The sequence below is a fragment of the Neorhizobium sp. PAMB6630 genome (genome assembly GCF_058242775.1).
In genome coordinates, this window is record NZ_CM177836.1 from 2497389 (window position 1) to 2520652 (window position 23264).

General features: G+C 61.5%; 20 protein-coding genes and 1 other annotated feature. Of the genes, 8 read left to right on the plus strand and 12 right to left on the minus strand.

Features of this window, described 5'->3' with window-relative positions; all coding sequences use genetic code 11:
• Positions 1 to 84: 84 nt before the first annotated feature.
• From AC4CWF_RS11935 to aspS, 3 genes are all read right to left on the minus strand, one after another.
• Positions 85 to 1569 carry a SulP family inorganic anion transporter gene (locus AC4CWF_RS11935; protein WP_491281873.1) on the minus strand — a complete coding sequence of 495 codons (1485 nt, stop codon included), beginning with the start codon at positions 1567 to 1569 and terminating at the stop codon, positions 85 to 87.
• A 71-nt stretch (positions 1570 to 1640) separates the two neighbouring features.
• Positions 1641 to 1698, minus strand: a sequence feature (sul1 is cis-regulatory element that is thought to sense ions involved in sulfur or methionine metabolism; They are found in Alphaproteobacteria).
• A gap of 145 nt (positions 1699 to 1843) precedes the next feature.
• On the minus strand, positions 1844 to 2176 hold the full coding sequence (locus tag AC4CWF_RS11940) for a DUF1236 domain-containing protein (RefSeq protein ID WP_491281874.1): 333 nt from the start codon (positions 2174 to 2176) through the stop codon (positions 1844 to 1846).
• 88 nt (positions 2177 to 2264) lie between these two features.
• Entirely contained in the window at positions 2265 to 4055 is a 1791-nt protein-coding gene (aspS, locus tag AC4CWF_RS11945) for an aspartate--tRNA ligase (RefSeq protein WP_491281875.1), read from the minus strand.
• A gap of 254 nt (positions 4056 to 4309) precedes the next feature.
• On the opposite strand from aspS, the gene AC4CWF_RS11950 reads away from it, so the two are divergent.
• The 6 genes from AC4CWF_RS11950 (at position 4310) to AC4CWF_RS11975 (ending at position 12048) form a co-directional block, all read left to right on the plus strand.
• A complete protein-coding gene (locus AC4CWF_RS11950) occupies positions 4310 to 5566 on the plus strand; it encodes an MFS transporter (protein ID WP_491281876.1) in 1257 nt (418 codons plus the stop codon).
• A gap of 93 nt (positions 5567 to 5659) precedes the next feature.
• Positions 5660 to 7069 (plus strand): multicopper oxidase family protein, encoded by a 1410-nt coding sequence (locus AC4CWF_RS11955; RefSeq protein WP_491281877.1) that lies wholly within the window; start codon positions 5660 to 5662, stop codon positions 7067 to 7069.
• A gap of 33 nt (positions 7070 to 7102) precedes the next feature.
• Positions 7103 to 8014, plus strand: a complete 912-nt coding sequence (locus AC4CWF_RS11960) for an MBL fold metallo-hydrolase (protein ID WP_491281878.1) — start codon at positions 7103 to 7105, stop codon at positions 8012 to 8014.
• Positions 8015 to 8127: 113 nt separating this feature from the next.
• On the plus strand, positions 8128 to 9294 hold the full coding sequence (gene rnd / locus AC4CWF_RS11965; RefSeq protein WP_491281879.1) for a ribonuclease D: 1167 nt from the start codon (positions 8128 to 8130) through the stop codon (positions 9292 to 9294).
• Between the two features lie 165 nt (positions 9295 to 9459).
• Positions 9460 to 10818, plus strand: coding sequence for an esterase-like activity of phytase family protein (locus AC4CWF_RS11970; RefSeq protein WP_491281880.1), 1359 nt, complete (start codon positions 9460 to 9462; stop codon positions 10816 to 10818).
• 144 nt (positions 10819 to 10962) lie between these two features.
• Positions 10963 to 12048: an adenylate/guanylate cyclase domain-containing protein gene (locus AC4CWF_RS11975; RefSeq protein WP_491281881.1), complete on the plus strand. Its 1086-nt coding sequence runs from the start codon at positions 10963 to 10965 to the stop codon at positions 12046 to 12048.
• Between the two features lie 13 nt (positions 12049 to 12061).
• Here the strand turns inward: AC4CWF_RS11975 and ppx are convergent, their stop codons facing one another.
• The 4 genes from ppx to AC4CWF_RS11995 all read right to left on the minus strand — a co-directional run bounded on the left by ppx (position 12062) and on the right by AC4CWF_RS11995 (position 17722).
• Positions 12062 to 13582, minus strand: coding sequence for an exopolyphosphatase (gene ppx, locus AC4CWF_RS11980; protein ID WP_491281882.1), 1521 nt, complete (start codon positions 13580 to 13582; stop codon positions 12062 to 12064).
• Positions 13583 to 13588: 6 nt separating this feature from the next.
• On the minus strand, positions 13589 to 15772 hold the full coding sequence (locus AC4CWF_RS11985; RefSeq protein ID WP_491281883.1) for an RNA degradosome polyphosphate kinase: 2184 nt from the start codon (positions 15770 to 15772) through the stop codon (positions 13589 to 13591).
• An 82-nt stretch (positions 15773 to 15854) separates the two neighbouring features.
• Positions 15855 to 16565: a DnaA regulatory inactivator HdaA gene (hdaA, locus tag AC4CWF_RS11990; protein WP_491281884.1), complete on the minus strand. Its 711-nt coding sequence runs from the start codon at positions 16563 to 16565 to the stop codon at positions 15855 to 15857.
• A complete protein-coding gene (locus AC4CWF_RS11995; RefSeq protein ID WP_491281885.1) occupies positions 16562 to 17722 on the minus strand; it encodes an AI-2E family transporter in 1161 nt (386 codons plus the stop codon). The genes hdaA and AC4CWF_RS11995 overlap by 4 nt, the downstream gene beginning before the upstream one ends.
• A gap of 310 nt (positions 17723 to 18032) precedes the next feature.
• On the opposite strand from AC4CWF_RS11995, the gene purM reads away from it, so the two are divergent.
• Together purM and purN are read left to right on the plus strand one after the other, a co-directional pair.
• Entirely contained in the window at positions 18033 to 19106 is a 1074-nt protein-coding gene (purM, locus tag AC4CWF_RS12000; protein ID WP_491281886.1) for a phosphoribosylformylglycinamidine cyclo-ligase, read from the plus strand.
• Complete coding sequence (gene purN, locus AC4CWF_RS12005) at positions 19103 to 19759, plus strand: phosphoribosylglycinamide formyltransferase (protein WP_491281887.1); 657 nt, start codon at positions 19103 to 19105, stop codon at positions 19757 to 19759. Before purM ends, purN begins: the two co-directional genes overlap by 4 nt.
• Before the next feature lie 7 nt (positions 19760 to 19766).
• Here the strand turns inward: purN and AC4CWF_RS12010 are convergent, their stop codons facing one another.
• From AC4CWF_RS12010 to blh, 5 genes are read right to left on the minus strand one after another with little or no spacing between them, the layout of a single operon-like run.
• Positions 19767 to 20549: a sulfite exporter TauE/SafE family protein gene (locus tag AC4CWF_RS12010; protein ID WP_491281888.1), complete on the minus strand. Its 783-nt coding sequence runs from the start codon at positions 20547 to 20549 to the stop codon at positions 19767 to 19769.
• Complete coding sequence (locus AC4CWF_RS12015; protein ID WP_491281889.1) at positions 20549 to 20980, minus strand: DUF6691 family protein; 432 nt, start codon at positions 20978 to 20980, stop codon at positions 20549 to 20551. The genes AC4CWF_RS12010 and AC4CWF_RS12015 overlap by 1 nt, the downstream gene beginning before the upstream one ends.
• Positions 20977 to 21384, minus strand: coding sequence for a YeeE/YedE family protein (locus tag AC4CWF_RS12020; RefSeq protein WP_491281890.1), 408 nt, complete (start codon positions 21382 to 21384; stop codon positions 20977 to 20979). The genes AC4CWF_RS12015 and AC4CWF_RS12020 overlap by 4 nt, the downstream gene beginning before the upstream one ends.
• Positions 21381 to 21728 (minus strand): sulfite-sensing transcriptional repressor BigR, encoded by a 348-nt coding sequence (gene bigR / locus AC4CWF_RS12025; RefSeq protein WP_491281891.1) that lies wholly within the window; start codon positions 21726 to 21728, stop codon positions 21381 to 21383. Before bigR ends, AC4CWF_RS12020 begins: the two co-directional genes overlap by 4 nt.
• The gene (gene blh, locus AC4CWF_RS12030) at positions 21722 to 23014 is read right to left on the minus strand and encodes a bifunctional sulfur transferase/dioxygenase Blh (RefSeq protein ID WP_491285376.1); all 1293 of its coding nucleotides are present in this window, start codon (positions 23012 to 23014) and stop codon (positions 21722 to 21724) included. Before blh ends, bigR begins: the two co-directional genes overlap by 7 nt.
• Positions 23015 to 23264 lie beyond the last annotated feature (250 nt).

The window sequence follows — 23264 nt, forward strand, 5'->3', positions numbered from 1 at the left end:
TACAGATTTACATAAGCAAAAAGATCCCACGAAGGCCAAGCCGCCGTGGGATCTTTCTCGGGGCCCTATCCGACACCTGACGGTTCAGTGGCTGGCGACGCTCATCACCGCGTGTTCCTTGTCGTGCAGGGCGTAGCGATCGATCATGCCGGCGCTTGCATCATTGAGGCCGATGACATCGACGGCAACGCCGTGGCGGCGGAATTTCAAAACCACCTGATCGAGCGCGCCGACCGCCGAAATATCCCACAGATGCGCATCCGACACGTCGAGTGTTACCCGCTTCAGCGGTTCTGCAAAATCGAACGAGGCGACCAGCCCTTCCGTCGAGGCAAAAAAGATCTGGCCATCGATGCGGTAGGTGCGATGCGTAGCGTCTTCGCTCAGTGTCGAGCGCACATGGAAGAGCTTTGCCACCTTGCCGGCAAAAAAGATGCCGGAGAGGAGAACGCCGGCGAGAACCCCGAGCGAGAGGTCATGCGTGGCAACCACGGTGGCAACAGTTGCCAGCATGACGATGGAAGAGGACAACGGGTTGCGCCTCAAATCCGGGATGGAACGCCATGAGAAGGTGCCGATCGACACCATGATCATGATCGCCACGAGCGCTGCCATCGGAATGATCTTTACGATGTCATCCAGCACCAGGATGAGGAAGAGCAGGAAGGCGCCGGCAACAAAGGTGGAGAGACGGCCACGGCCGCCCGAGGTCACGTTGATGACCGACTGGCCGATCATGGCGCAACCGCCCATGCCGCCGATGAGGCCGGCTGCAATGTTGGAAGCCCCCTGCCCGATGCATTCCTGGCTCTTGCTGCTGGTCGTATCCGTCATGTCATCGACGATACGCGCCGTCAGCAGCGATTCGAGCAGGCCGACGGCCGCAAGCGCTGCCGAATAGGGGAAGATGATCTGCAACGTTTCCCAGGTGAACGGCAGGTCCGGCAGCGAAAAGATCGGCAGGCTGGAGGGAAGTTCGCCGAGATCGCCGACGGTGCGCAGATCAAGCCCGGAATACACCGACACCAGCGTCAGTGCGACGATGGCGACGAGCGGCGACGGGATGATTTTCGTGACGTAGGGGAAGAGGTAGATGATCGCCAAACCGGCGGCGATCATCACATAGGTTGCGACCGGCACCCCGATGAGTTCCGGCAACTGCGCCATGAAGATGAGGATGGCAAGCGCATTAACGAAGCCGGTCATCACCGATTTCGACACGAAGCGCATGACGCGGCCGAGCCTGGCCAGGCCGGCCAGGATCTGCAACAGGCCCATCAGCAGCGTTGCGGCAAACAGATATTGCAGGCCGTGTTCCTTGACCAGCGTCACCATCAGCACGGCGGTGGCAGCCGTTGCCGCCGAGATCATGCCCGGTCGGCCACCGACAAAGGCAGAAACGCAGGCGATGGCGAAAGAGGCAAACAGCCCGACCTTCGGATCGACGCCGGCGATGACCGAAAAGCCGATGGCCTCAGGAATAAGCGCCATGGCAACGACAATGCCGGAGAGAATATCCCCGCGAATATTGGAAAACCATTCGCGGCGGTAGGTGGAGAAAGACATCATGATTTTGAGATTTTTCGCAAACTGAACGCATCGGCCGGGAATGAACCAGGTCTGAAAAGGCCAATGCTTTGCGTTGTCCGGCGGATCGGCGGCCGGAAGAGCCACCCGGGGATCGCACCCGGGTCCTTGTGATAGGCCAGTTCATAGCCGCAGAATTGACGCAAGGCAATATAAGCAGCGCAAAACTTCCATCGCCGCCATCAGGGCTTCCTAGCCACAAAAAAGGAGCAGCATACGCCGCCCCCTCCATTCATCCTGCCAGTCCAGACAAAAATCAGTCGAGAACCTGGATCACTTCGCGGGTCTGCGGATCGACCACGACGCGGCGCTTGTTGACGACCGTGTAGGCGTAATCGCCATAACCATCAACGACATGCACTTCCACATCCTGCGGCAGAACGCGGCCGACCAGAACGTCACCTTCGTACGGCACGGACTGCACGTCCTGCTCCATCACATAGGTGCGCACCTCGCGCGGCATTTCGCGCACGATGACGGCGCCCGGCGGCGGCGGGGCCGGCTGTTCGGTGACGATGACGGTCGACTGCGCAAAAGCGGTGGTCGAGATGAAAATGGCCGCAGATGCGGCCATGAGGGTCTTCAGCATAATGCTCTCCTCGGGGGCGTGATTGCTGGGCAGACAATGCCCGGCCCCGAAGAAGGTTCCCGCCCGCAAAACCGGGCGGGAGGAGAGATCAATCCTTTTTCAGCGGCGGCAGAACCCGAAGCGACAGTTCCATCAACTGCTTCGGCTGGGCCGGTGCCGGCGCGTTCATCAACAGATCCTGTGCCTGCTGGTTCATCGGGAACAGCGTGATTTCACGCAGGTTCTTGGCGCCAACCAGAAGCATGACGACACGGTCGATGCCGAAAGCGCAGCCGCCGTGCGGAGGTGCGCCGTACTGGAAGGCACGGTACATGCCGCCGAAGCGATCCTCCACGTCCGCCTTCGAGAGACCAACCATTTCAAACGCCTTCACCATCAGTTCCGGCGACTGGTTACGGATGGAGCCCGAGGCGATTTCGAAGCCGTTGCACACGGCATCGTACTGGTAAGCCTTGATCGTCAGCGGATCCTGCGTTTCCAGAGCCTCAAGGCCACCCTGCGGCATGGAGAAGGGGTTGTGGGCGAAATCGAGCTTCTTATCCTCGTCACTCCATTCGAAGAACGGGAAATCGACGATCCAGCACAGCTCGAACCGGTCGCGATCGACAAGGTTCAGTTCCTCGCCGGCGCGCGTGCGAGCTTCACCGGCAAACTTGTAGAATTTTGACGGCTCACCGGCAACGAAGAAGCAGGCATCGCCCGCGCCGAGACCAAGCTGGGTGCGCACGGCTTCGGTGCGTTCCTCGCCAATGTTCTTGGCAAGCGGGCCGGAGCCGGCGATCTTGCCGTCCTCTTCCTTCCAGAAGATATAACCGAGGCCCGGCTGGCCCTGGCCTTGCGCCCAGGCGTTCATGCGGTCGCAGAAGGCTCTGCTACCACCGGTCTTTGCCGGGATCGCCCAGATCTCGACCTTCGGGTTCGATGCGATCATGCCGGCAAACACCTTGAAGCCGGAGCCGGCAAAGTGGTCGGTGACATTTTCCATGACGATCGGGTTGCGCAGGTCCGGCTTGTCGGAGCCGTATTTGCGGATCGCTTCGTCATAGGGAATGCGCGGCCAGTCCTTGGTGACAGGCTTGCCATCGGCAAATTTTTCGAACACGCCGGTGATGACGGGCGCCATCGTGTTCCAGACGTCTTCCTGCTCGACAAAGCTCATTTCCATATCGAGCTGGTAGAATTCGCCCGGCAGACGGTCGGCGCGCGGGTCTTCATCGCGGAAGCAGGGTGCGATCTGGAAATAGCGGTCGAAACCGGCCACCATCAAAAGCTGCTTGTACTGCTGCGGCGCCTGCGGCAGTGCAAAAAACTGGCCGGGATGGATGCGGCTCGGCACGAGGAAGTCGCGCGCGCCTTCCGGCGACGAGGCGGTGAGGATCGGCGTCGTATATTCGGCGAAACCGATTTCGTTCATGCGGTTGCGCATGTCCGAGACGATCTGCGTGCGCTTGACGATGTTCTTGTGCAGCGTATCGCGGCGCAGGTCGAGGAAGCGGTATTTCAGGCGCACGTCTTCCGGATAGTCGGGCTCGCCGAACACCGGCAGCGGCAGTTCCTTGGCAGCGGACAGGACTTCGATCTCCTGCGCGTAAAGCTCGATCTCGCCGGTTGCCATCTGCTTGTTGATGGTATCTTCCGAACGGGCCTTGACGACGCCATCGATGCGAATGACCCATTCGCCACGCACGGTTTCGGCCACCTTGAAGGCGGGGCTATCAGGGTCGGCCACGACCTGCGTCATGCCGTAATGGTCGCGAAGATCGATGAAGAGAACGCCGCCATGGTCACGGACGCGGTGGACCCAGCCGGACAGGCGGACGGTCGCGCCGACATCGGTCTTTTTCAGGGCGGCACAGGTGTGGCTGCGGTAACGGTGCATGTGGAGTTCCTGGAATCGCGTGTGCCGGCACGAGAAACGGGTCTGGCCGACAGGGGGAAAATCGGGCGGAAAAGCGCATGACCTGCCGGCTTTGTCAAGGCTGGGCGCAGGTTGCACGGTTTTTCAGCGCAATTCAGCTGTTTTTCATAGATGTGCTTGGATAGACTGCATATCACAGTCTGCCTCGGTGCGATTGCCCGCCTTCCCGTCCCCGCCCTCCCATCTTTGCGGCCACGGCCGCCGGATATTCCCGCATGAGCCAGACCCGCCCGCTGATTCCCCTTCTCGTCACCGCGGGCATCCTGATCGGAGGCAACGGATTGCAAGGCACGTTCATTGCGCTCCGGGGCACGGCGGAAGGGTTTTCACCCTCTACCATCGGGTTGATCGGTGCCGGCTACAGCATCGGTTTTGCCATCGGCTGCCTTTATGTCACCCGCATTCTGCGCGCCATCGGCCATATCCGCACCTTTGCCGCGATGGCAGCCATTGCCGCCTGCTGCTCCATCCTGATGCCGCTCATCACATCGCCGCTGTTCTGGACGCTGATGCGTTTCATCATCGGCATTTCGGTCGCAAGCCTGTTTGCCGTGGTGGAAAGCTGGATCAATGCCAAGGTGACCAACCAGAACCGGGCGCGCACCCTCTCGGTCTATCGTCTGGTGGACCTCAGTTCCGTGACGGCCGCGCAATATCTCATCCCAACCGTCGGCATCGATGGACCGGTGATCTTTTCGCTGGTGGCAATTGCCATGGCGCTGTCGCTGGTGCCGATTTCCGTCCTCGACCGTTCAAGCCCTGCCCCGCCGGAAGCGATCAGCACGGATATCCGCGCCGTCTGGCGCATTTCGCCGCTGTCCGTCGTCGGCGTCATCGCGGTTGGCCTCAGCATGGCGGCGTTTCGCAATATCGGGCCGATCTATGCACAGCAGATCGGCATGAGCGTGACGGCGATTGCCACCTTCATGAGCGCCGGCATTATCGGCGGCGTCGTGCTGCAATATCCGCTTGGGCTTTATTCCGACCGGCTGGACCGGCGAAAGGTGATCATCTGGGCGACTATCGGCGCAATCCTCACCGGCGGCTACCTGTCGTTTTTCGCCGGCACGCATGAGACGGCCAATATCATCGGCATCTTCGTTTACGGCGCCTTTGCCATGCCGCTTTATTCGCTGTGTTCGGCCCATGGCAATGATTTTGCCAAACCCGGCGAACATGCGCTGGTTTCGGCGGGCCTCCTGTTCTTCTGGTCCATCGGCGCCACCATCGGGCCGCTGCTCGCCTCGGTTCTCCTGCAGTTCATCGGCCCGCAGGTGTTCTTCATCTACACCTCGTTCATCTTCATGGGTTTCCTGTTTTATACGGTGGTGCGCATGCGCACACGGCCCGCCGTGCCGCCTGACGCACGGCCGGGGCGGTTTCGCGCGCTGCTGCGCACATCCGCCTATTTCAACCGCATGGCGGGCGCGCCCGGCGATGAGCGCAAGGATGGCCGCATCGACCGGCGGTAGCAGCCTGCGGCAATATCGCGGATCGCGCCGTATTGCTGATCAACTTTCTCAGGTTTAAGCAGGATCAGGAACAACAGCCGCCAGAGCATGCCCATGGTCCAGATATCGCGCCGAACCCTTATGAAGACCGCCGCCGGTTTTGGTGGCGCCTATGGGCTGGGCCTTGGGGCAGCCGGCCTGTTCGGCGGCCCGGCGTCTGCTGAAAACGCCGTTCATCTGGAGGCGAGGACCACCGATGCACTGCTCGATGGCCAGCACCTGACCCGCGGCGTGATGAGTTATGGCATGGCCGGTTCCCCCGGCACCGTCATGCCGCCGACACTTCGCCTGCGCCGCGGCGAGCGGTTCGACGCCAAACTCACCAACCGTCTGGACGAGCCGACCACCGTTCACTGGCACGGGCTTCGCATTGAAAACCGCATGGATGGCGTGCCCTTTCTCACCCAGCCTTACGTTTATACCGGCGATACGTTCGACTACAGCTTTACCCCGCCCGATGCCGGCACCTTCTGGTATCACCCCCATTGCAACACGCTGACGCAGATGGGCCGCGGCATGACCGGGCTTCTGATCGTCGAGGATCCGAAAGACCCCGTGTTCGACGCGGAAGTGGATATCAACCTGCGCGACTGGCGGCTGGGCGGCGACGGGCAGTTCATCGAGCAGTTCAAGCCGCGCGATGCCGCCCGCAACGGCACGTTCGGCACCGTGCGTGGCGCCAACTGGCAGGTGGAGCCGGCTTTCGATGCGCCAAGCGGCGGGCTGGTGCGCGTGCGCATTGCCGATACGGACGTGACACGGCTCTACCAGCTGTCGCTATCGGGCGCCGAGGCGCTGATCGTGGCGCTGGATGGACAACCGCTACCGCAAGCCATTCCCCTCGACAGCCTCGTCATCGGCCCCGGCCAGCGGCTGGATCTCGTTCTGCTGATGCCGGAGGCCGAGGGAGAGATCGTGACGCTCACCGACACAAGGCCATCGTCGGCAAAAACCGTCGCGACCTTTCGAAGCGTCGGTGCAAACCTGAAACGCAGCCTTGGCGACGTGCCGCCGCTGGCGCAAAACCCCTTCGAAAAACCGGACCTTTCATCGGCTGAGGAAATTCCGCTGGTGTTAAGCGCCACGGCGGAAAATGCGGCGCGCGATTCGATCTGCGGCACGCTTGGTTATTCCTTTTGGGCGATCAACAAGGTGCCGTGGCCGGGTGACACCGCCGATCCGTCTGCGCCGCTGGCCGAAATGAAGCTTGGCAAGACCTACCTGTTCAACCTCACCAACAACACGCCGCATTTGCACCCGATCCACCTGCACGGCATGAATTTCCAGGTGGTTTCGTCGTCCGCGCGCGCAGTCACTCCGCTGATTTCAGATACCTATCTGGTGGCGCCCGACGAAAAGGTGCAGCTTGCGCTGGTGGCTGACAATCCCGGCGACTGGGTTTTGCATTGCCACATTATCGAGCACCAGAAGACCGGCATGACGAGTTATGTCCGCGTCGTCTGAGGCCTTGCGCCATAAGCACCAGTGGATGACGTCATGACGGACCTTTGCTCCACCCTTCGCATACTTGAGCCCTATCCGGGCCTGTTTGCCTATTACGACGGCCGCATCGCCGGCAAGCGCCTGCACGGGCCGGAGCGAAACTGGCTGGATGACGGCGCCTACGCGCTGGGGATTGCCAGCTACGCGCTCGTTTCGGGCCATCATGCGCTCGTCTACGATACGCATATGTCGCTCGAACACGCCCGCGCTATCCGCACCCATCTTGAAGGGCGCGGCGTCTCGCACATCACGGTGATCCTCAGCCACTGGCATACCGACCACATTGCCGGAAACGCCGTTTTTGCCGATTGCGACATCATCGCCAACCGGCTGACGCTGCAGGCCATGACCGATAACGAACAGGCGCTCGCCGCCAAGGACCCGCCGATCCATCCGGTGGTGATGCCGAACCGCATCTTTGACGACAGGCTGGAGCTTCGGCTCGGCGGGCGGTCGGTGCATCTTCTGCAGTTCGATATTCATAGCGCCGATGGCACCGTGCTGTGGCTTGCCGACGAACAGTTGCTGCTGGCCGGCGATACGCTGGAAGACACGATCACGTATATTTCCGAGCCTTTGGGCATTGCCCGCCATATCGGGGAACTCGACCGCCTCTCGACACTGCCGATCAGGCGCATCCTGCCCAATCACGGCAGCGAGGCGCGCATTGCAGACGGCGGATACGGGCCCGAGTTGATCCACGCCAACCGCGCCTATCTCGAGCGGCTGATGGCCGAGATCGACGATCCCGCGATTGACGAAACGAGGCTTTTCGATTTCGTCGCGCCGGAGCTGGCGCAAGGATCCATCCTCTATTTTGAACCCTATGAGATCGTTCACCGCGACAACATCGAGGCGCTGCGTACCGGCCGGTCGGATGAGGACGCCCCGGTTACCGCGGAATAATCGCTGCGGCTTTGCAATGATGGTGCGCAAGACTTCCGTCTCTGTTGACATCGGCAGGTGAAAGGGAAAGGAAGGTTAAACCACCTTTCCTCTGTGCCTGACGACCGAAGCTGATGATTGAAACAACTGCCGCTCTTCAAGATGCCTGCCGCAAGCTCGCCCAATCCGAATTCGTCACCGTCGATACGGAGTTTTTGCGCGAAACCACCTTCTGGCCGATTCTCTGCCTCATTCAGATGGCAAGCCCGGATCTTGAAGTCATCGTCGATCCGATGGCCAAGGACATCGATCTGACTCCGTTCTTCGAGCTGATGGCCGATACATCTGTTGTCAAGGTGTTCCATGCGGCGCGCCAGGATCTGGAAATCGTCTACCATCTCGGCAAGCTGATCCCGCATCCGATCTTCGATACGCAGGTCGCCGCCATGGTCTGCGGTTTTGGCGATTCGATCTCCTATGATCAGCTCGTCCAGCGCACCAAAAACGTCCAGATCGACAAGTCCTCGCGTTTTACCGACTGGAGCCGCCGGCCGCTGTCGGACAAGCAGCTGGATTATGCGCTGGCCGACGTCACCCATCTGCGCGACATCTATCTCAGCCTGAAGGCAAAGCTTGAAAGCGAAGGCCGCACCACCTGGGTTGCCGAGGAAATGGCGGTTCTCGAATCGACCGAGACCTATGACATGCATCCCGACGATGCCTGGCTTCGGCTGAAATCGCGCCTGCGCAAGCCGCAGGAACTGGCGGTGCTGAAATATGTGACCGCCTGGCGCGAACGCGAGGCGCGCAGCCGCAACGTGCCGCGCTCGCGCGTGCTGAAGGACGATGCGATCTTCGAAATCGCCCAGCAGCAGCCGAGGGATAGCGAGGCGCTGGGGCGCCTGCGCACCATTCCGAAGGGCTGGGAACGCTCGTCGTCGGGCACGGCGATCCTCGACGCCGTCAACACCGCCCTTGCGCTTCCGAAAACCGACATGCCGCAGGCACCAAAACATTCGCATACGCCGGAAGGCGCGCAGTCCGCTGTCGAGCTTTTGAAGGTGCTGCTGCGCCTGATCTCTGAAAAACATGGCGTGGCGGCAAAAGTCATCGCCAACAGCGACGATCTCGACAAGATCGCCACCGAAGGCGAAAAGGCCGAGGTGGCAGCCCTTTCCGGCTGGCGGCGTGAACTGTTCGGCGAACCGGCCCTGAAACTCATTTCCGGCGAAGTTGCCCTGCGCTTCATCGACAAGAAGGTCGAGACGGTGGACATGGCCGCCGGATCGGTGCCAGCCTGATCCCGGCCGGCCTGTTCAGGGCCGGCAAACTGCCCGCATGACCCAGTTGGCCGGGCACGCGGCTCTGTCATTGAAATTTCATCGGAATTTCAATCTGGCGTGATGGTGGCGTCATCTGCTGCACGTAGGAGGAGATTGTTCTCTTCTCTCATGCACAGGTGTTCCATGATCCGAACTCTCCTTGCCTCCGTCGCACTGGTTGCCGTTTTGGCGGTACAGTCCCACGCCGAAGAAAAGGCCTTTCCGGCCAAGCTCGTCTCGCAGGCCGTGCTGCCGGCCAACACGATGATTGCCGCACCGGCCGATGCTCCGGCAACGCTCAAGACCTCCGGCAAGTTCACCACCGCCGACCGCAAGCGCACCGAAAAACTCGCCAGCATTCCCGGCAAGGACGGCGCACGCCTGACCGGTCTGTCGCTGCCCTTCGATGGCCAGCCGCTGCAGGGTTTTTCCGGCATCAAGACGATGGCGGACGGCACGTTCTGGACGCTGTCGGACAACGGTTTCGGCTCGAAGAATAATTCGAGCGACACCATGCTGATGCTGCATCACATCAAGATCGACTGGGCCGCCGGCAAGGTGGAACGTCTCGGCACCGTGTTCCTCTCAGACCCGGACAAGAAGGCCCCCTTCCCCATTGCCATGGAAGGCGCTGACAAGCGTTATCTCACCGGCGCCGATTTCGACGTCGAATCGATCCAGCCGGTGGCAGATGGCTTTTTTGTCGGCGAAGAATTCGGCCCCTACGTGCTGAAATTCGACATCGAGGGCCGGCTGACCGATGTCATTGCAACCGTGGTTGACGGCAAGCCGGTCACCTCGCCCGACAATGCGCTGGTCAGCCTGCCGGCTAACCCCGCGGCAAAAATGCCGGTATTCAACCTGAAGCGCTCCGGCGGCTTTGAAGGTCTTGCGATGTCGAAGGACGGCGCCAAGCTTTACGGCCTGCTGGAAGGCCCGCTGTTCCTCGAAGACGGTTCAGTGGAAAAGACCGACGGCCAGACGGCACTGCGCGTCATCGAGCTGGATGCCGCCTCCAAGGCCTGGACCGGCCGCAGCTGGCTTTATCCGCTGAGCGAAGGCGGCGTTGCCATCGGCGATTTCAACATGGTGGACGCCACCACGGCCCTCGTCATCGAGCGTGACAATGGCGCCGGCTCTGCCGCTAAAGCTTGCGCCGACCCGAAAAAGCCGGAACCGACCTGCTTTGATGCACCGGCCAAGCACAAGCGTATCTACAAGATCGAGATGTCGAACGAAAACGTCGGAAAGGCCGCCCGCAAGATCGGGTATATCGACCTCATGAACATCGCCGATCCCGACAAGAAGGCCATGCAGGGCAGCGAGAACGGTGTCTACACGATGCCCTTCGTGACGATCGAGAATGTCGATGTGGTGGATGCCAGCCACATCATCGTCGGCAATGACAACAACCTGCCCTTCTCGGCCGGCCGCGCGCTGGACAAAGCCGACGACAACGAATTCGTGCTGCTCGACGTCGGCACGTTTCTGACGGCCAAGTAAGCCTCTGGAAAGACTGACAATGGGCGCCGCCTGCCGGCGCCCATTTCTGCACTTGCGCAAACCCGCCGGTCCCTTATCGTGGCGTGACCGGCGTCGACCTCACAGTGGGATCCCGCCCGAGGGAGACCGTGCCACGGGAGGCTCATGCGCGAACCTGTCAAAACAAGCGTGCGCGGGAGGCCGTTGTTTCGGGTCCTGCGTTGGACACTGCTGATCGCCATCATCGCCTGTACGGGCGTCATCTACATCCTGCTGTTTGAAGCGCGGGGCCCGCTCTATATCGGCTCCATCTATGCACTGGCCTGCAGCCTTCCGCTCATTGCCTTCGAAAGCGGACTGCTGATGCCGCGACTGCTGGAACGTGTGCGGCGACTGGCCACTCCCGCTTACATCCTCTCCAGCCTTGGCCTCTTTTTCATCCTGTCCGGCAGCGGCTTTGCCTTGACCGGCGCGTTGATGAAGACACTTGGGCTGCTCGACGCCGGCTGGAAGGATGTGCTTCTCATTCGCCCGCCGGCGTTTCTTTACACTCTGGTCATGTTCTTCTTCGGCATTACCGTCCTGCGCATCCGCCAATTGCTGGGGCGCCGTGTGTTTCTGAGCCTGCTGACCGGCCGTTACCGGCACCCGGTCGAGGAGGAGCGAGTATTCCTGTTTCTCGACGTCGTGGGCTCGAGCGCCTATGCCCGCCAGTTCGGCGACCTCAAGGCGCAAGCCTTCCTCGGCGCGGTGTTTGCAGCCCTTGCCCAGCATGTCCGGCACCACCAGGGCGAAATTGACGATTATGTCGGCGACTGCGCCATTGTTACCTGGGCGATGAAGGAGGGTGTGGAAGATGCCCGTTGCGTGCGCTGCCTCTACGACATGCTCGACGAGATCGACCGTGACCGCGACTGGTGGCTGGAGAAGTACGGCCTTGTTCCGCAACTGTCGGCAGCGCTGCATGGCGGCTCTGTCGTGACGGCAGAGATTGGCGTCTTCCACCACAAGATCACCTATTTCGGCGATGTCGTGAACACGACCTCCCGCATCGAGAGCCTCTGCAAGACGCTGAAGCAACCGCATCTGGTGTCGGCTGATCTTCTTCAGCGGCTGGTCTTGCCGCCGGATGTGGTGGCAGAGCCGCAAGGGGAACACATAGTCAAAGGGCGCGACGAGCCGGTCGGCGTTTTCGCCCTGCGGCGTGTCGCAGCCGCCGAAACAGGCGCGGACCTGCCCCGCGCCTCGTGATCGGGTCGGCGTCCTATTCGAAGACGAAGGCCAGCCGCTTGCCGGTCAGCTTCGACAGTTGTTGCAACCGGCCATCCAGCCGCTCGCCGGCAAAATCGGCATGCTCGTGCGGCACGACAAATTCGAGATCGAGATCCGGATTGCTCGACCGACGGAACGACAGATGGTCAACGATGCCGGGCATCGAGGCCGAGAAGAGATAAACGACGCGCAGCAGGCCGCCGAGCAGTTTTGCAAGGCTGAGCAGCCGCGGCGTGGAGATCTGCGACAGCGGGCCGGTGGCGCCATCGTCGTGCAGGCCTTCGAAACGGTAATAATTGGCGAGCGCCAGATACGCGCGGCCGGGATGCGTGATGCCGGCAAGCGAGGAATGGGCAATCAGGTTCAGCGCCTGCAGGCCCCGGTAATCGGGATGTGCGCGCCAGCTGATATCGGCGAGAAGGCAGGCCGCCTGGCGATAGCGGGTTTCTTCTTCGGTTTCCTCGATGCCGAAATGGGCGACCATGCGTCCGGTCCAGTCGGCAAGCTCGCGGGCATGTTCGGGCGAGCGGGCACGCAGGATCGCCAGCTGGTCTGCCGCCACCAGCAGCGGATCCAGCTGCTGTTCGTCATCCGGCAGCTGCGCGTAGAGATAACCTTCGCGCACCCCTTGCGCGGAAAATACCACGCGGGAGGGCTTCATGGCGGACAGCACTTCCTGCATGGCAATCGCGCCGAAGGGCAGAAGCGCCCGGCGGTTCTTGGACACCGACTGCCAGGCACCGTCCTTGCTGTCCCTGGCGGTCAGCACCAGTTCGAGGAAATTCTGCATGTCGGCCAGCGGCAGCTCATAACCCTGCATCATGTGCAAGGGATACTGCGTCATTTCCATGTGCAGCTTGGCAATGTTGCGCCACGTGCCGCCGACGGCATAAAAGATGCGCCCCTCGCCGCGCGAAAGAAGCTTTGCATCCTTCAGCTGGGCGCGCGCCAGCGTGCGCGCCTTGGTAAGCGAACCGCCGGATGTTTCCGAAAGGCGAAGCCCACCGAGCGGCAGCGTGATGCCCTTGCCGCATTCGCGGCCCTTGACGTCAATCAGTTCGAGCGAGCCGCCGCCGAGATCACCGGCAATACCATCGACGCCGTTGAAGCCGCTGATGACGCCGAGCGCCGAATAATAAGCCTCTTCCTCGCCGGAGAGAACCTGCACGGGCTGGCCGAGAATGGATTGCGCCTCGGCGATGAAGGCCGCACCATTGCTGGCCTCGCGGGCAGCAGCGGTTGCCAGCACGAAGATCCGCGTGGCCCGCGCCTGATCCGACAGCGCACGAAACCGATGGAGAGCATGCAGCGCGCGCGCCACCGCCTCCTCGTCCATGCGCCCGTTGGAGCCGAGCCCCTTGCCGAGACCGCACAGAACCTTTTCGTTGAACAGAACGGCAGGCGCGCGCGACAGGTCTTCGTAAACGACCAGACGGACCGAGTTGGAACCGATGTCGACAACGGAAACAGGAGCGCTTCCGGGGAGACGCCCCTGAGCTTCAGATCGTACCATGCATCACTATTTCTTGCGTCCGGACATGACGCCGGCAATGAGCTTCGGCGCACTTGACTTCAGGGCTTCCCCACGCCCCGAAAGGCTGGGATTGGTCATAAAATAGTGTTGCGCGTTGAAAGGTTCCTCGCCCTTTCGGACTTCCATACGGCGCGACGTTCCATCGGCCAATATCTCGTAGCTCTGCTGGTTGTCAATCAGGTTGCCCAGCATGATCTGCGACAGCACCTGCTCATGCACAGTCGGGTTGATCAGCGGTACCAGCGTTTCGACGCGCCGATCGAGATTACGCGGCATCATGTCGGCCGAGCCGATATAGACGAGCGCGTTTTCCGACGGCAGGCCCTGGCCATTGCCGAAGCAGAAGATACGGCTGTGCTCGAGGAAACGCCCGACAATGGATTTGACCCGGATATTGTCGGAAAGCCCCGGCACCTGCGGGCGAAGGCAGCAGATGCCGCGGATGACGAGATCCACATCAACGCCGGCGCGGCTTGCCCGGTAGAGCGCATCGATGATCTCCGGATCGACCAGCGAGTTCATCTTCATCCAGATCTGCGCCGGACGCCCCTCCTGCGCATGCACGATCTCTTCCTCGATGTGGCGAAGGATGCGCGGGCGCAGCGTATAAGGCGAAACGGCAAGCTTCATGCTTTCGGCCGGCTCGCCATAACCGGTGATGAAGTTGAAGATGTTCGACATGTCATGGGCAATCTTCGGATTGCAGGTGAAGAAGGACAGGTCAGTATAGATCTTGGCGGTGACTGGGTGGTAATTGCCGGTGCCGAGGTGGCAATAGGTGCGCAGCTTGCCGTCTTCACGGCGCACGACCATCGACATCTTGGCATGGGTCTTGAGTTCGATGAAACCGAACACCACTTGCACGCCCGCGCGTTCCAGATCGCGCGCCCAACGGATATTGGCTTCCTCGTCGAAGCGCGCCTTCAGCTCCACCAGCGCCGTCACCGACTTGCCCATTTCGGCCGCATCGATCAGCGCACGCACGATCGGGCTGTCATTGGAGGTGCGGTAGAGCGTCTGCTTGATGGCGAGCACATCCGGGTCGCGGGCGGCCTGGATCAGGAACTGCACCACCACGTCGAAACTTTCGTACGGATGATGGACCACCATGTCCTTTTCGCGGATGGCGGCGAGGCAATCTCCGGCGTGTTCGCGGACGCGCTCGGGAAATCGCGCATTGTAGGGCTCAAAGCGCAGGTCATCGCGCGGCGCCTTGGTGATTTCAGACAGCGTGTTGAGCGCAAGAAGCCCCGGCAGGACGGCGACGCGATTGTCCGGCACGCCCAGTTCCTGCACCACGAACTGGCGCAGCGATGCCGGCATTTCCGAATCGGTCTCGATGCGGATGACCTTGCCGCGACGGCGGCGCTTCAGCGCCGTCTCGAAGAAGCGCACGAGATCTTCCGCCTCTTCCTCGACTTCCAGATCGCTGTCGCGAATGATTCGGAACGTGCCGGCGCCCTTGACCTCGTAACCGGGGAAAAGCCGGTCGATGAACATCGAGACCACATCTTCCAGCGTAATGTAGCGGATGGTCTGGCCTTCGTCGGGCAGGCGGATGAAGCGATCAAGCGCCGTGGGCATGCGCAGAAGGCCGGTCATCGGCTCGCGACCGCTCTTGCTGTCGAGCTGCAGGCCCATGGTGAAGCCAAGATTGGGAATGAACGGAAACGGATGCGCCGGATCGATGGAGAGCGGCGTCAGCACCGGGAAGATATCGTCCTCGAAATCCGTGGCCAGCCAGTTGCGGTCCTCTTCGGACAGCGCTGCCGGGCGCACGATGAGAATGTCTTCCTTGGCCATGTACTGCTGGAGAACGGCGAGCGACGCCTGCTGCTCCATCTGCAGGTTGTCGATTTCCTTCAGGATGTCTTCCAGCTGCTCGGCCGGCGTCTTGCCATCATGGCTGCGCACGACGATGCCCTGGCGCACCTGGCCCTCGAGGCCTGCGACGCGAACCATGAAAAATTCATCGAGGTTGGCGGCGGAAATGGACAGGAAGCGCACGCGCTCGAGCAGCGGGTGGGCGGTGTTGAGCGTTTCCTCGAGAACGCGGCGATTGAACTGCAACCAGGAAAATTCGCGATTGATGAACCGCTCGGGGCTGTTCAGCAGGTCGACGGTGTCAGCTGCGGACTCTGTCGGCTGCGTTTCGGAAATCTGGTCCATCAATACCCCCTGTTGAGCCGGGCTGCGGCGTGGCCGGCAACTGCATGGCCCCTATAACTTTTCAACGACGAAACAATGACAGTCAATCATCGCCCTCGTTTCTGGCGAGGCTTTCCATCACTTCGGCTGCAAGCGTGCGCGTGATGCGCGTGCCGCGCGCCAGCGCCAACCGATCAAGACGATCGACCACCCCTTGCGCTGCCTCCATCGAGCGTTCCATGCGCTGGACGATATAGGCAACGATCCGGTCGTCGATATTGAGCTGACGGTCGGCAAACAGTTTGATGATCACCTGCCCGAGCAGGTCCTCGTCCGGCTCGCCGATTTCAACGACGGTTGCCGCTTTCAGACGCGAGCGCAGGTCCGGCAGGCTGACGGACCAGGACATCGGCCAGAGCCGCGCCGTCATCAACAGACTGGTGCGGTTTTCCTTGACGCTGTTGATGACGTGGAACAACTCGTTCTCGTCAAAGCCGCGCCGGTCGGCATCTTCAAACAGCACCGGGCCGGCGGCCGCCTGCATTGCCGCATCGGCACCATTTTGCGGATGGATGGCAACCGCACCCGTCTTTTCCCGCCAGATGCTGGCCAGATGCGATTTTCCGCTGCCGGCCGGTCCCGTCAGGATAACGACTGGCGAGGGCCAGTGCGGCCAGGCATCGATGATGGCGACGGCAGCACTGAGCGGTGCTGCAATCAACAGGTCATCGCGACCGGTGGCAGCATCATGGGTCAGCGCCAGCGGCAATTGCTCCGCGCGCTGACGCTTCAGTTTTTCAAGCGTTTCAGTCATGAGATTTTCGGGGGCTCGTCACGCTCACTCAGAACCTTTGCCTCCACACTGCGCTTGTCGTCCCAGGGCAGTTCGGAGGAATGGCCGAAATAGATGTCGCTCTGAAGATACCGCGAGATGGCGAACCGGACAAGCACGCCGACGACGGCCGCCGCCGGAACGGCGATCAACAGACCGACGAAACCGAACATGGCACCAAAAGCCAGAAGCGCAAACATCAGCCAGACCGGATGCAGGCCGACGCTGGAGCCGACAAGTTTCGGCTGCAGGATATTGCCTTCGATGAACTGGCCGAGGAAAAACACACACATGGTGGCGATTACCCAGCCATAGTCCGGCCAGAACTGCATCAGCGCCACGCCGACCGACAGAACCAGCCCGACCAGCGAACCGATATAGGGAATGAATGAGATCATGCCGGCGACGAAACCGATGAGCAGGCCGAAATTGAGCCCGACCAGCGACAGGCCGACCGCATAAAAAATACCGAGGATCAGGCAGAGCGACCCTTGGCCTCGAATAAAGCCGGAGACCGCCTGATCCATCTCATGCGCCAGCTGGCGCACGGTTGCCACCTGGTCGCGCGGGATCCAGCTGTCGACCTTGGACACCATACGGTCCCAGTCGAGCAGGATGTAGAAGGCAACGACGGGCGTGACGACGAGTAGCGAGATGACATCGACAATGGTCTTGCCGGAATTCCAGATCTGGTTGAGCAGGCTGCCGAGAAATCCGGCGCCTTCGGTCATCAGGCTTGAAAAATTTTCCTTCGCCGCTTCGATCTGCGTCACCATCCACTTGGGCAGGAAGGAGTTTTCGGGGCTTGCGATCAGTTGCTGCAGCTGCGTCACATATTGCGGCAGGCTCTGGGCGAACTGGTTGAACTGGCTGATGATCAGCGGGATCAGCACCATCAGCGCCACGGTGAACATCAAAACGAAGCTGATGAGGATGACAACGGTTGCCATGAGGCGACTGAGGCCCCGCCGCTCCAGCCAGTCGGCCACCGGATCGAGGAAATAGGCGAGCGCCATGCCCGCCACGAAGGGCAGAAGAATGGTGCGGAAGGCCAGCAGGAAGATGATGAAAGCGACGAGCGCGAAAACCCAGAAAAGCACGTAACGTCGCAGGCTCGCACCACTGATATGATAGGCCATTGCATCCGTCCCTTTGCGTCAGTTCAGTAGGAAGTGGGATAGGACGGTGCCCAAGGCAAGGTCAAGGCGGTTGCGACCCCGCGTGGCAATCACGATTGGACACCTTGGAAAACAGGGGTTTCCCCGGCCAGACGCTTGCATCTGGCCGCGTGCCGTGCAATGGCGACCGCTTCCGGGCAGATCCCGCGACCGGCCGGCGTTTGCGCGCCTGGCTTCCGGAGGCGGAATGCCTTTGTTTATTGGCGCAGGTTCTTGTCGCACCCGCGAGCGCTGCCTTTAAGAACCTGCCGGGCACGAGCGGAGACAGGCGATGAGCGAAGCAGGCAAAAACGGTCTCACCTACAGCGATGCGGGCGTCGATATCGATGCCGGAAACCTGATGGTGGAAAAGATCAAGCCGGCCGTGCGCTCGACGCGCCGCCCCGGCGCCGATGGCGAAATCGGCGGTTTTGGCGGGTTGTTCGACCTGAAGGCTGCAGGTTTTACCGATCCGGTTCTGGTGGCCGCCAATGACGGCGTCGGCACCAAGCTGAAGATCGCCATCGACGCCGACCGCCACGACACCGTGGGCATCGATCTTGTCGCCATGTGCGTCAACGATCTGGTCGTCCAGGGTGCCGAACCGCTGTTCTTCCTCGATTATTTCGCAACCGGCAAGCTGAACCCGGAACAGGGTGCCGCCATCGTGCTGGGCATTGCCGATGGCTGCCGCCAGGCCGGCTGCGCGCTGATCGGTGGCGAGACCGCCGAAATGCCCGGCATGTACCGCGATGGCGATTACGATCTGGCGGGTTTTGCCGTCGGTGCTGCGGAACGCGGCCAGCTTCTGCCGACCGGTGACCTGCAGGCCGGCGACCTCATTCTCGGCCTTGCCTCCTCGGGCGTACATTCCAACGGTTATTCGCTGGTGCGCAAGATCGTCGAGCTTTCGGGCCTTGGCTGGGATGCGCCGGCACCGTTCATCGAGGGCAAGACGCTCGGCGAAGCGCTGCTGACGCCGACCCGCATCTATGTGAAGCCGCTCTTGAAGGCGATCCGCGAGACGGGTGCGCTCAAAGCGCTCGCCCATATCACCGGCGGCGGTTTTCCCGACAATATTCCGCGTGTCCTGCCGGATCATCTGGCGGCCGAAATTGATCTCGACAGCATTCCCGTGCCGCCGGTCTTTTCATGGCTTGCCAAAACCGGGGGCGTCGAGGCGCATGAAATGCTGCGCACCTTCAACTGCGGCGTCGGCATGATCGCCGTTGTTTCGCCGGAACATGCGGCTGCCGTGACCGAGGTTCTGAACGCCGAAGGCGAGATCGTTGTGCCGCTCGGGCGCATGGTGGCGCGCACGGAAGGCGCAGCCGGCACGATCTACAAGGGCACGCTTTCCCTATGAGCCCGGTCCGTAAGCGCGTCGTCGTTCTGATATCCGGCGGCGGCTCCAACATGCTGGCGCTGGCGGAGGCGATGACGGCTGCGGATTTTCCAGCCGAAATCGTCGGCGTCATCTCCGACAAAAAAACCGCCGGCGGTCTTTCGAAGGCCGAGGCGCGCGGCATAAAAACCTTTGCCTTCGAGCGGCGCGATTTTGCCGACAAGGCGGCGCATGAAGCAGCCATTCTCGCAGCACTTGCAGCACTTCAGCCGGATCTCGTCTGCCTTGCCGGTTATATGCGGCTTCTGTCCGCTGATTTCATCCGGCCCTATGCCGGGCGGATCCTCAACATCCACCCGTCGCTGCTGCCGCTGTTTCCCGGCCTGCACACGCATCAGCGGGCGCTCGATGCCGGCATGCTGGTGACCGGCTGCACGGTGCATTTCGTTACCGAAGGCATGGACGAAGGTCCGGTCATTGCCCAGTCCGTGGTGCCGATCTTGCCGGACGACACTGCCGAGACGCTGGCGGCCCGGCTGCTTGCCGTCGAACACCGCACGTATCCGCTGGCGCTGAAGCTTGTGGCGGAGGGCCGCGTGCAGATGCTGGCGGATGGCAGCGTCCGGCGCGACGGCGCCGTAGTGGATGCCGGCGCAAGCCTGATCAGCGCCTGAGAAAACCTCAGGCGCCAAGCGATCCAAGGCTGCGATAGATCACATAGGCGGCAACAACAAAGATGACGCCGGCAAAGATTCGGTTCAGCACGTTTTTGTAGGTGCAGAGCCAGGTCGACGCGATTGTACCGATGACACCCCCGATGACGCCGCCCAGAATGAATTCGCCGGCCAGCGGCCAATCAACCAGCCCCGAGAGCGCGTAGTTGCCGGCCGTTGCAAGGCCGAACGCCGTTACCGCCATCAGCGATGTGCCAATGGCATCGATCATCGGCATGCCCGTTGCAAACATCAGCGCCGGAACAATCAGAAAGCCGCCGCCGATGCCGAAGAAGCCGGAGGCTGCCCCGGTTGCGACGGCCACGACCGCCGTCAGCGCGCAGGTGGCAAGATCATCCTTGCGCACAACGGTATCCACCGCGACAGCGCGCTTGCGCAGCATCACCACGCCGACGACGATCATGACCAAGCCGAACAGAAGCAGAAGCTTTGAGCCGTCTATGGCCTTGCCAAGCGTCGAGCCGCCAAAGGCGCCCGCCACGCCGAACACTGAAAATATCAGCCCGCAGCGCCAGCGGACATGGCCCTTCATGGCATGGTTCAAAAAATTGGCAGCCGCGTTGACGGCAACCGCCAGCGCGCCGGTGCCGATTGCCACATGCGGCGAAGTGACACCCACGACGTAAAGCAGGAGCGGCGTGGCAAGGATCGAGCCTCCACCGCCGAGAAGCCCGAGCGTGAAACCGACAAGACTGCCCGAGCCGATGGCGGCCACCAGCATATCCGACATTACACGCGTCCCGCCAAAAGACGGTCATGGATGACCATGCCGGCGACCATGGAGAGAACGAAGACGGCAACCGGCATGAGGCCGAGAGAAAGTGCTGCAAGCGCCGGCCCCGGGCAGAGACCGCCAAGCCCCCAGCCAATGCCGAAGATGGCCGAGCCGAGAACCAGCGGCCGGTCGATCGTCCGGTTCGTCGGGATATGAAAGCTGTCTGAGAGCACCGGGCGGGCCATACGCCGCACCAGAACCATGCCAGCCATGGCCACAGAAACGGCACCGCCGAGCACGAAGGCAAGGCTTGGATCCCAGGCACCGAAAAGATCGAGAAAACCCTGGACGCGGGCCGGATCGAGCATGCCCGACAGCGAAAGCCCGAAGGCGAAAAGGGCGCCGCAGCCAAGGGCGGCGAGAGGTTGGCGAAAATCGATGCTCATCCGATGATCCTCAACAGGGTGACGGTTGCGATACCGCTTGCAAGGAAGGTGGCGACGGCCACCATCGACCGTTGCGAGAGCCGGGCAAGGCCCAAAACGCCATGGCCGCTGGTGCAGCCGGAGCCCATGCGTGAGCCGATGCCGACCAGCAGTCCCGCAACGATGAGAAGCGGCGTGGAGGCGACGAGCGTCACCTGCGGGAGCGCGCCAAACACCAACGCATAAATCAAAGGCCCGGCCATCAGGCCAACGACAAAGGCACCGTTGACGAGAACCGAATGCCCGCCGGCCAGTCGGCCCAAAATGCCGCTGATGCCGGCGATACGACCGGTCAGGATCAGATAGGAAATGGCAGACAATCCGATCAGCAGGCCACCGAACAGGGAAGCAAGATAGGCGGTCATGGCGCAATCTCCTCGGCGCAGAAGATGGTGAAGAGGGCAGCGATCAGCTGCGCCGTCTTTGCCTCTGTCAGGCGGTAGAACACCTGCTTTCCTTCCCTGCGGGTTTCCACAATGCCGGCTTCGCGCAGCACGGTCAGCTGCTGGGAAAGTGTCGGCTGGTGCAGATCGAGCTTTTCCTCCAGCCGACCAACCGCGTGTTCCCCCTCGATCAGGGTGCAGACCAGCATCAGGCGCGCCGGATGGGCGAGCACCTTCAGATGGCCGGCCACTTCCGTGGCGCGCGCCTCCATGGCCTGCGGCGTCATGCCGGACATGGCCTTCAGGGTTGAGAAATCCATCACCATGCGGCCCCTTCCAGTGTATTGAGCGGGATCTTGAGGTAGCGCCGGCCGTTGTCCTCCGGTTCCGGCAGACGCCCGCCGCGCACATTGACCTGCAGTGCATGCAGGATAAGCTTGGGCATGGGCAAGGTGCGGTCGCGTGCATCCCGCAGCGCCACGAAGGCAGCCTTGTCGATGCCGGCCAGATGCGGGTTCTGCGCCTTTTGCCGGGCAACCGTGCTTTCATAACGCAGATGGCGCCCGCCCGGCTGGTAGTCATGGCCGGTAAACAGCCGCGTCTCATCCGGCAGCGAGAGGATAGCAGAAATCGAGGCAAACAGCGCCTCTGCACTGCCGCCCGGAAAATCGGCGCGGGCCGTGCCACTGTCGGGCATAAAGATCGTATCGTGGATGAAGGCGGCATCGCCGATGACATAGGTGATGGAGGCGAGCGTGTGGCCGGGCGAAAACAGGACCCGCGCCGACAGCGTGCCGATGGAAAAGGTTTCACCGTCGCCAAACAGCCGATCCCATTGCGAGCCATCCGTGGCGAGAGAAGGCCAGTTGTAAAAACCCTTCCAGAGCTTTTGCACCTCGATCACATGATCGCCGATGGCAGACGGCGCGCCGGTCTTTTGCTTCAGGTAAAAGGCTGCGGAAAAATGATCGGCATGCGGATGCGTGTCGAGGATCCACTCCACCGTCAGCCCTTCGGCGGCAATATAGGCCAGGATACGGTCGGCGTTTTCGGTCGAGGTCTGGCCGGATTTTTCGTCATAATCGAGAACCGGATCGATGATGGCGCAGCGGCGGGTCGCGGGATCGGAGACGACATACTGGACGCTCCAGGTGCGCGGATCGAAGAAGGCCTTGACCCGGGGGCTCTTGCCGGCGCGGTTTTGCAGCCAGTTGACGGCAGGCGACAGGTCGAAACCGTGTGCCTCACCAAAGGCTGTAACCTCCTCCAGCGCCATGCGCCCGTCGATCACCTCGACCAGAACATAAAGGAGAAGCGCCCGCATGCCGCTTTTGCAATGGGCAAGCACCGGCCCCTCGCTCTTTGCAAGGGCTGTGCGAAAGGCATCGACATCAGCTTCGGTCAGATCGGCAACGGTCACGGGAATGAAGCGGTAGTTGAGGCCTGAATCCTCGGCCGCCCGCTTTTCCGCCTTGCTGCCGGGCGCGCCCTCCTCCGTATCCGGCCGCAGGTTGATCAGGCAACGGGTGCCGTTTGCGCCAAGGTCTGCAATCTCCGCCAGCGCCGGCTGGTCGGAAACGCTGAAGCGTGGGTTGACGACAATGGTCTTCATGGCGGCGTCCTCGATATACATTATATAATTTCATATAACGTATATCGAGGTGAAGAGCAACCCCGATGCCAAACGGAAGCGGCCCACCTCAAGGCGAGCTGCCAGACCGCTGACAAAGGGCCGTGACCCTTCTTCCGTCATGCTCGGGCTTGTCCCGAGCATCTACAACGTTTTGCTTTTATTGGGTCCTCGTAGATCCTCGGCACAAGGCCGAGGATGACGCCGCGCTGGAAGACAGCTTTGTCATCAA

Excerpts from the sequence above, each read along its gene's own strand:
- AC4CWF_RS11940 (WP_491281874.1), bottom strand. The coding sequence starts at position 2,176 with ATGCTGAAGACCCTCATGGCCGCATCTGCGGCCATTTTCATCTCGACC.
- ppx (WP_491281882.1), bottom strand. The coding sequence starts at position 13,582 with ATGGTACGATCTGAAGCTCAGGGGCGTCTCCCCGGAAGCGCTCCTGTT.
- AC4CWF_RS11985 (WP_491281883.1), bottom strand. The coding sequence starts at position 15,772 with ATGGACCAGATTTCCGAAACGCAGCCGACAGAGTCCGCAGCTGACACC.
- AC4CWF_RS12010 (WP_491281888.1), bottom strand. The coding sequence starts at position 20,549 with ATGTCGGATATGCTGGTGGCCGCCATCGGCTCGGGCAGTCTTGTCGGT.
- rnd (WP_491281879.1), top strand. The coding sequence starts at position 8,128 with ATGATTGAAACAACTGCCGCTCTTCAAGATGCCTGCCGCAAGCTCGCC.
- AC4CWF_RS11975 (WP_491281881.1), top strand. The coding sequence starts at position 10,963 with ATGCGCGAACCTGTCAAAACAAGCGTGCGCGGGAGGCCGTTGTTTCGG.
- purM (WP_491281886.1), top strand. The coding sequence starts at position 18,033 with ATGAGCGAAGCAGGCAAAAACGGTCTCACCTACAGCGATGCGGGCGTC.
- AC4CWF_RS11950 (WP_491281876.1), top strand. The coding sequence starts at position 4,310 with ATGAGCCAGACCCGCCCGCTGATTCCCCTTCTCGTCACCGCGGGCATC.
- purN (WP_491281887.1), top strand. The coding sequence starts at position 19,103 with ATGAGCCCGGTCCGTAAGCGCGTCGTCGTTCTGATATCCGGCGGCGGC.
- AC4CWF_RS11970 (WP_491281880.1), top strand. The coding sequence starts at position 9,460 with ATGATCCGAACTCTCCTTGCCTCCGTCGCACTGGTTGCCGTTTTGGCG.
- AC4CWF_RS11995 (WP_491281885.1), bottom strand. The coding sequence starts at position 17,722 with ATGGCCTATCATATCAGTGGTGCGAGCCTGCGACGTTACGTGCTTTTC.
- AC4CWF_RS11935 (WP_491281873.1), bottom strand. The coding sequence starts at position 1,569 with ATGATGTCTTTCTCCACCTACCGCCGCGAATGGTTTTCCAATATTCGC.
- AC4CWF_RS11955 (WP_491281877.1), top strand. The coding sequence starts at position 5,660 with ATGGTCCAGATATCGCGCCGAACCCTTATGAAGACCGCCGCCGGTTTT.
- bigR (WP_491281891.1), bottom strand. The coding sequence starts at position 21,728 with ATGGTGATGGATTTCTCAACCCTGAAGGCCATGTCCGGCATGACGCCG.
- hdaA (WP_491281884.1), bottom strand. The coding sequence starts at position 16,565 with ATGACTGAAACGCTTGAAAAACTGAAGCGTCAGCGCGCGGAGCAATTG.
- blh (WP_491285376.1), bottom strand. The coding sequence starts at position 23,014 with ATGAAGACCATTGTCGTCAACCCACGCTTCAGCGTTTCCGACCAGCCG.
- AC4CWF_RS11960 (WP_491281878.1), top strand. The coding sequence starts at position 7,103 with ATGACGGACCTTTGCTCCACCCTTCGCATACTTGAGCCCTATCCGGGC.
- AC4CWF_RS12015 (WP_491281889.1), bottom strand. The coding sequence starts at position 20,980 with ATGAGCATCGATTTTCGCCAACCTCTCGCCGCCCTTGGCTGCGGCGCC.
- AC4CWF_RS12020 (WP_491281890.1), bottom strand. The coding sequence starts at position 21,384 with ATGACCGCCTATCTTGCTTCCCTGTTCGGTGGCCTGCTGATCGGATTG.
- aspS (WP_491281875.1), bottom strand. The coding sequence starts at position 4,055 with ATGCACCGTTACCGCAGCCACACCTGTGCCGCCCTGAAAAAGACCGAT.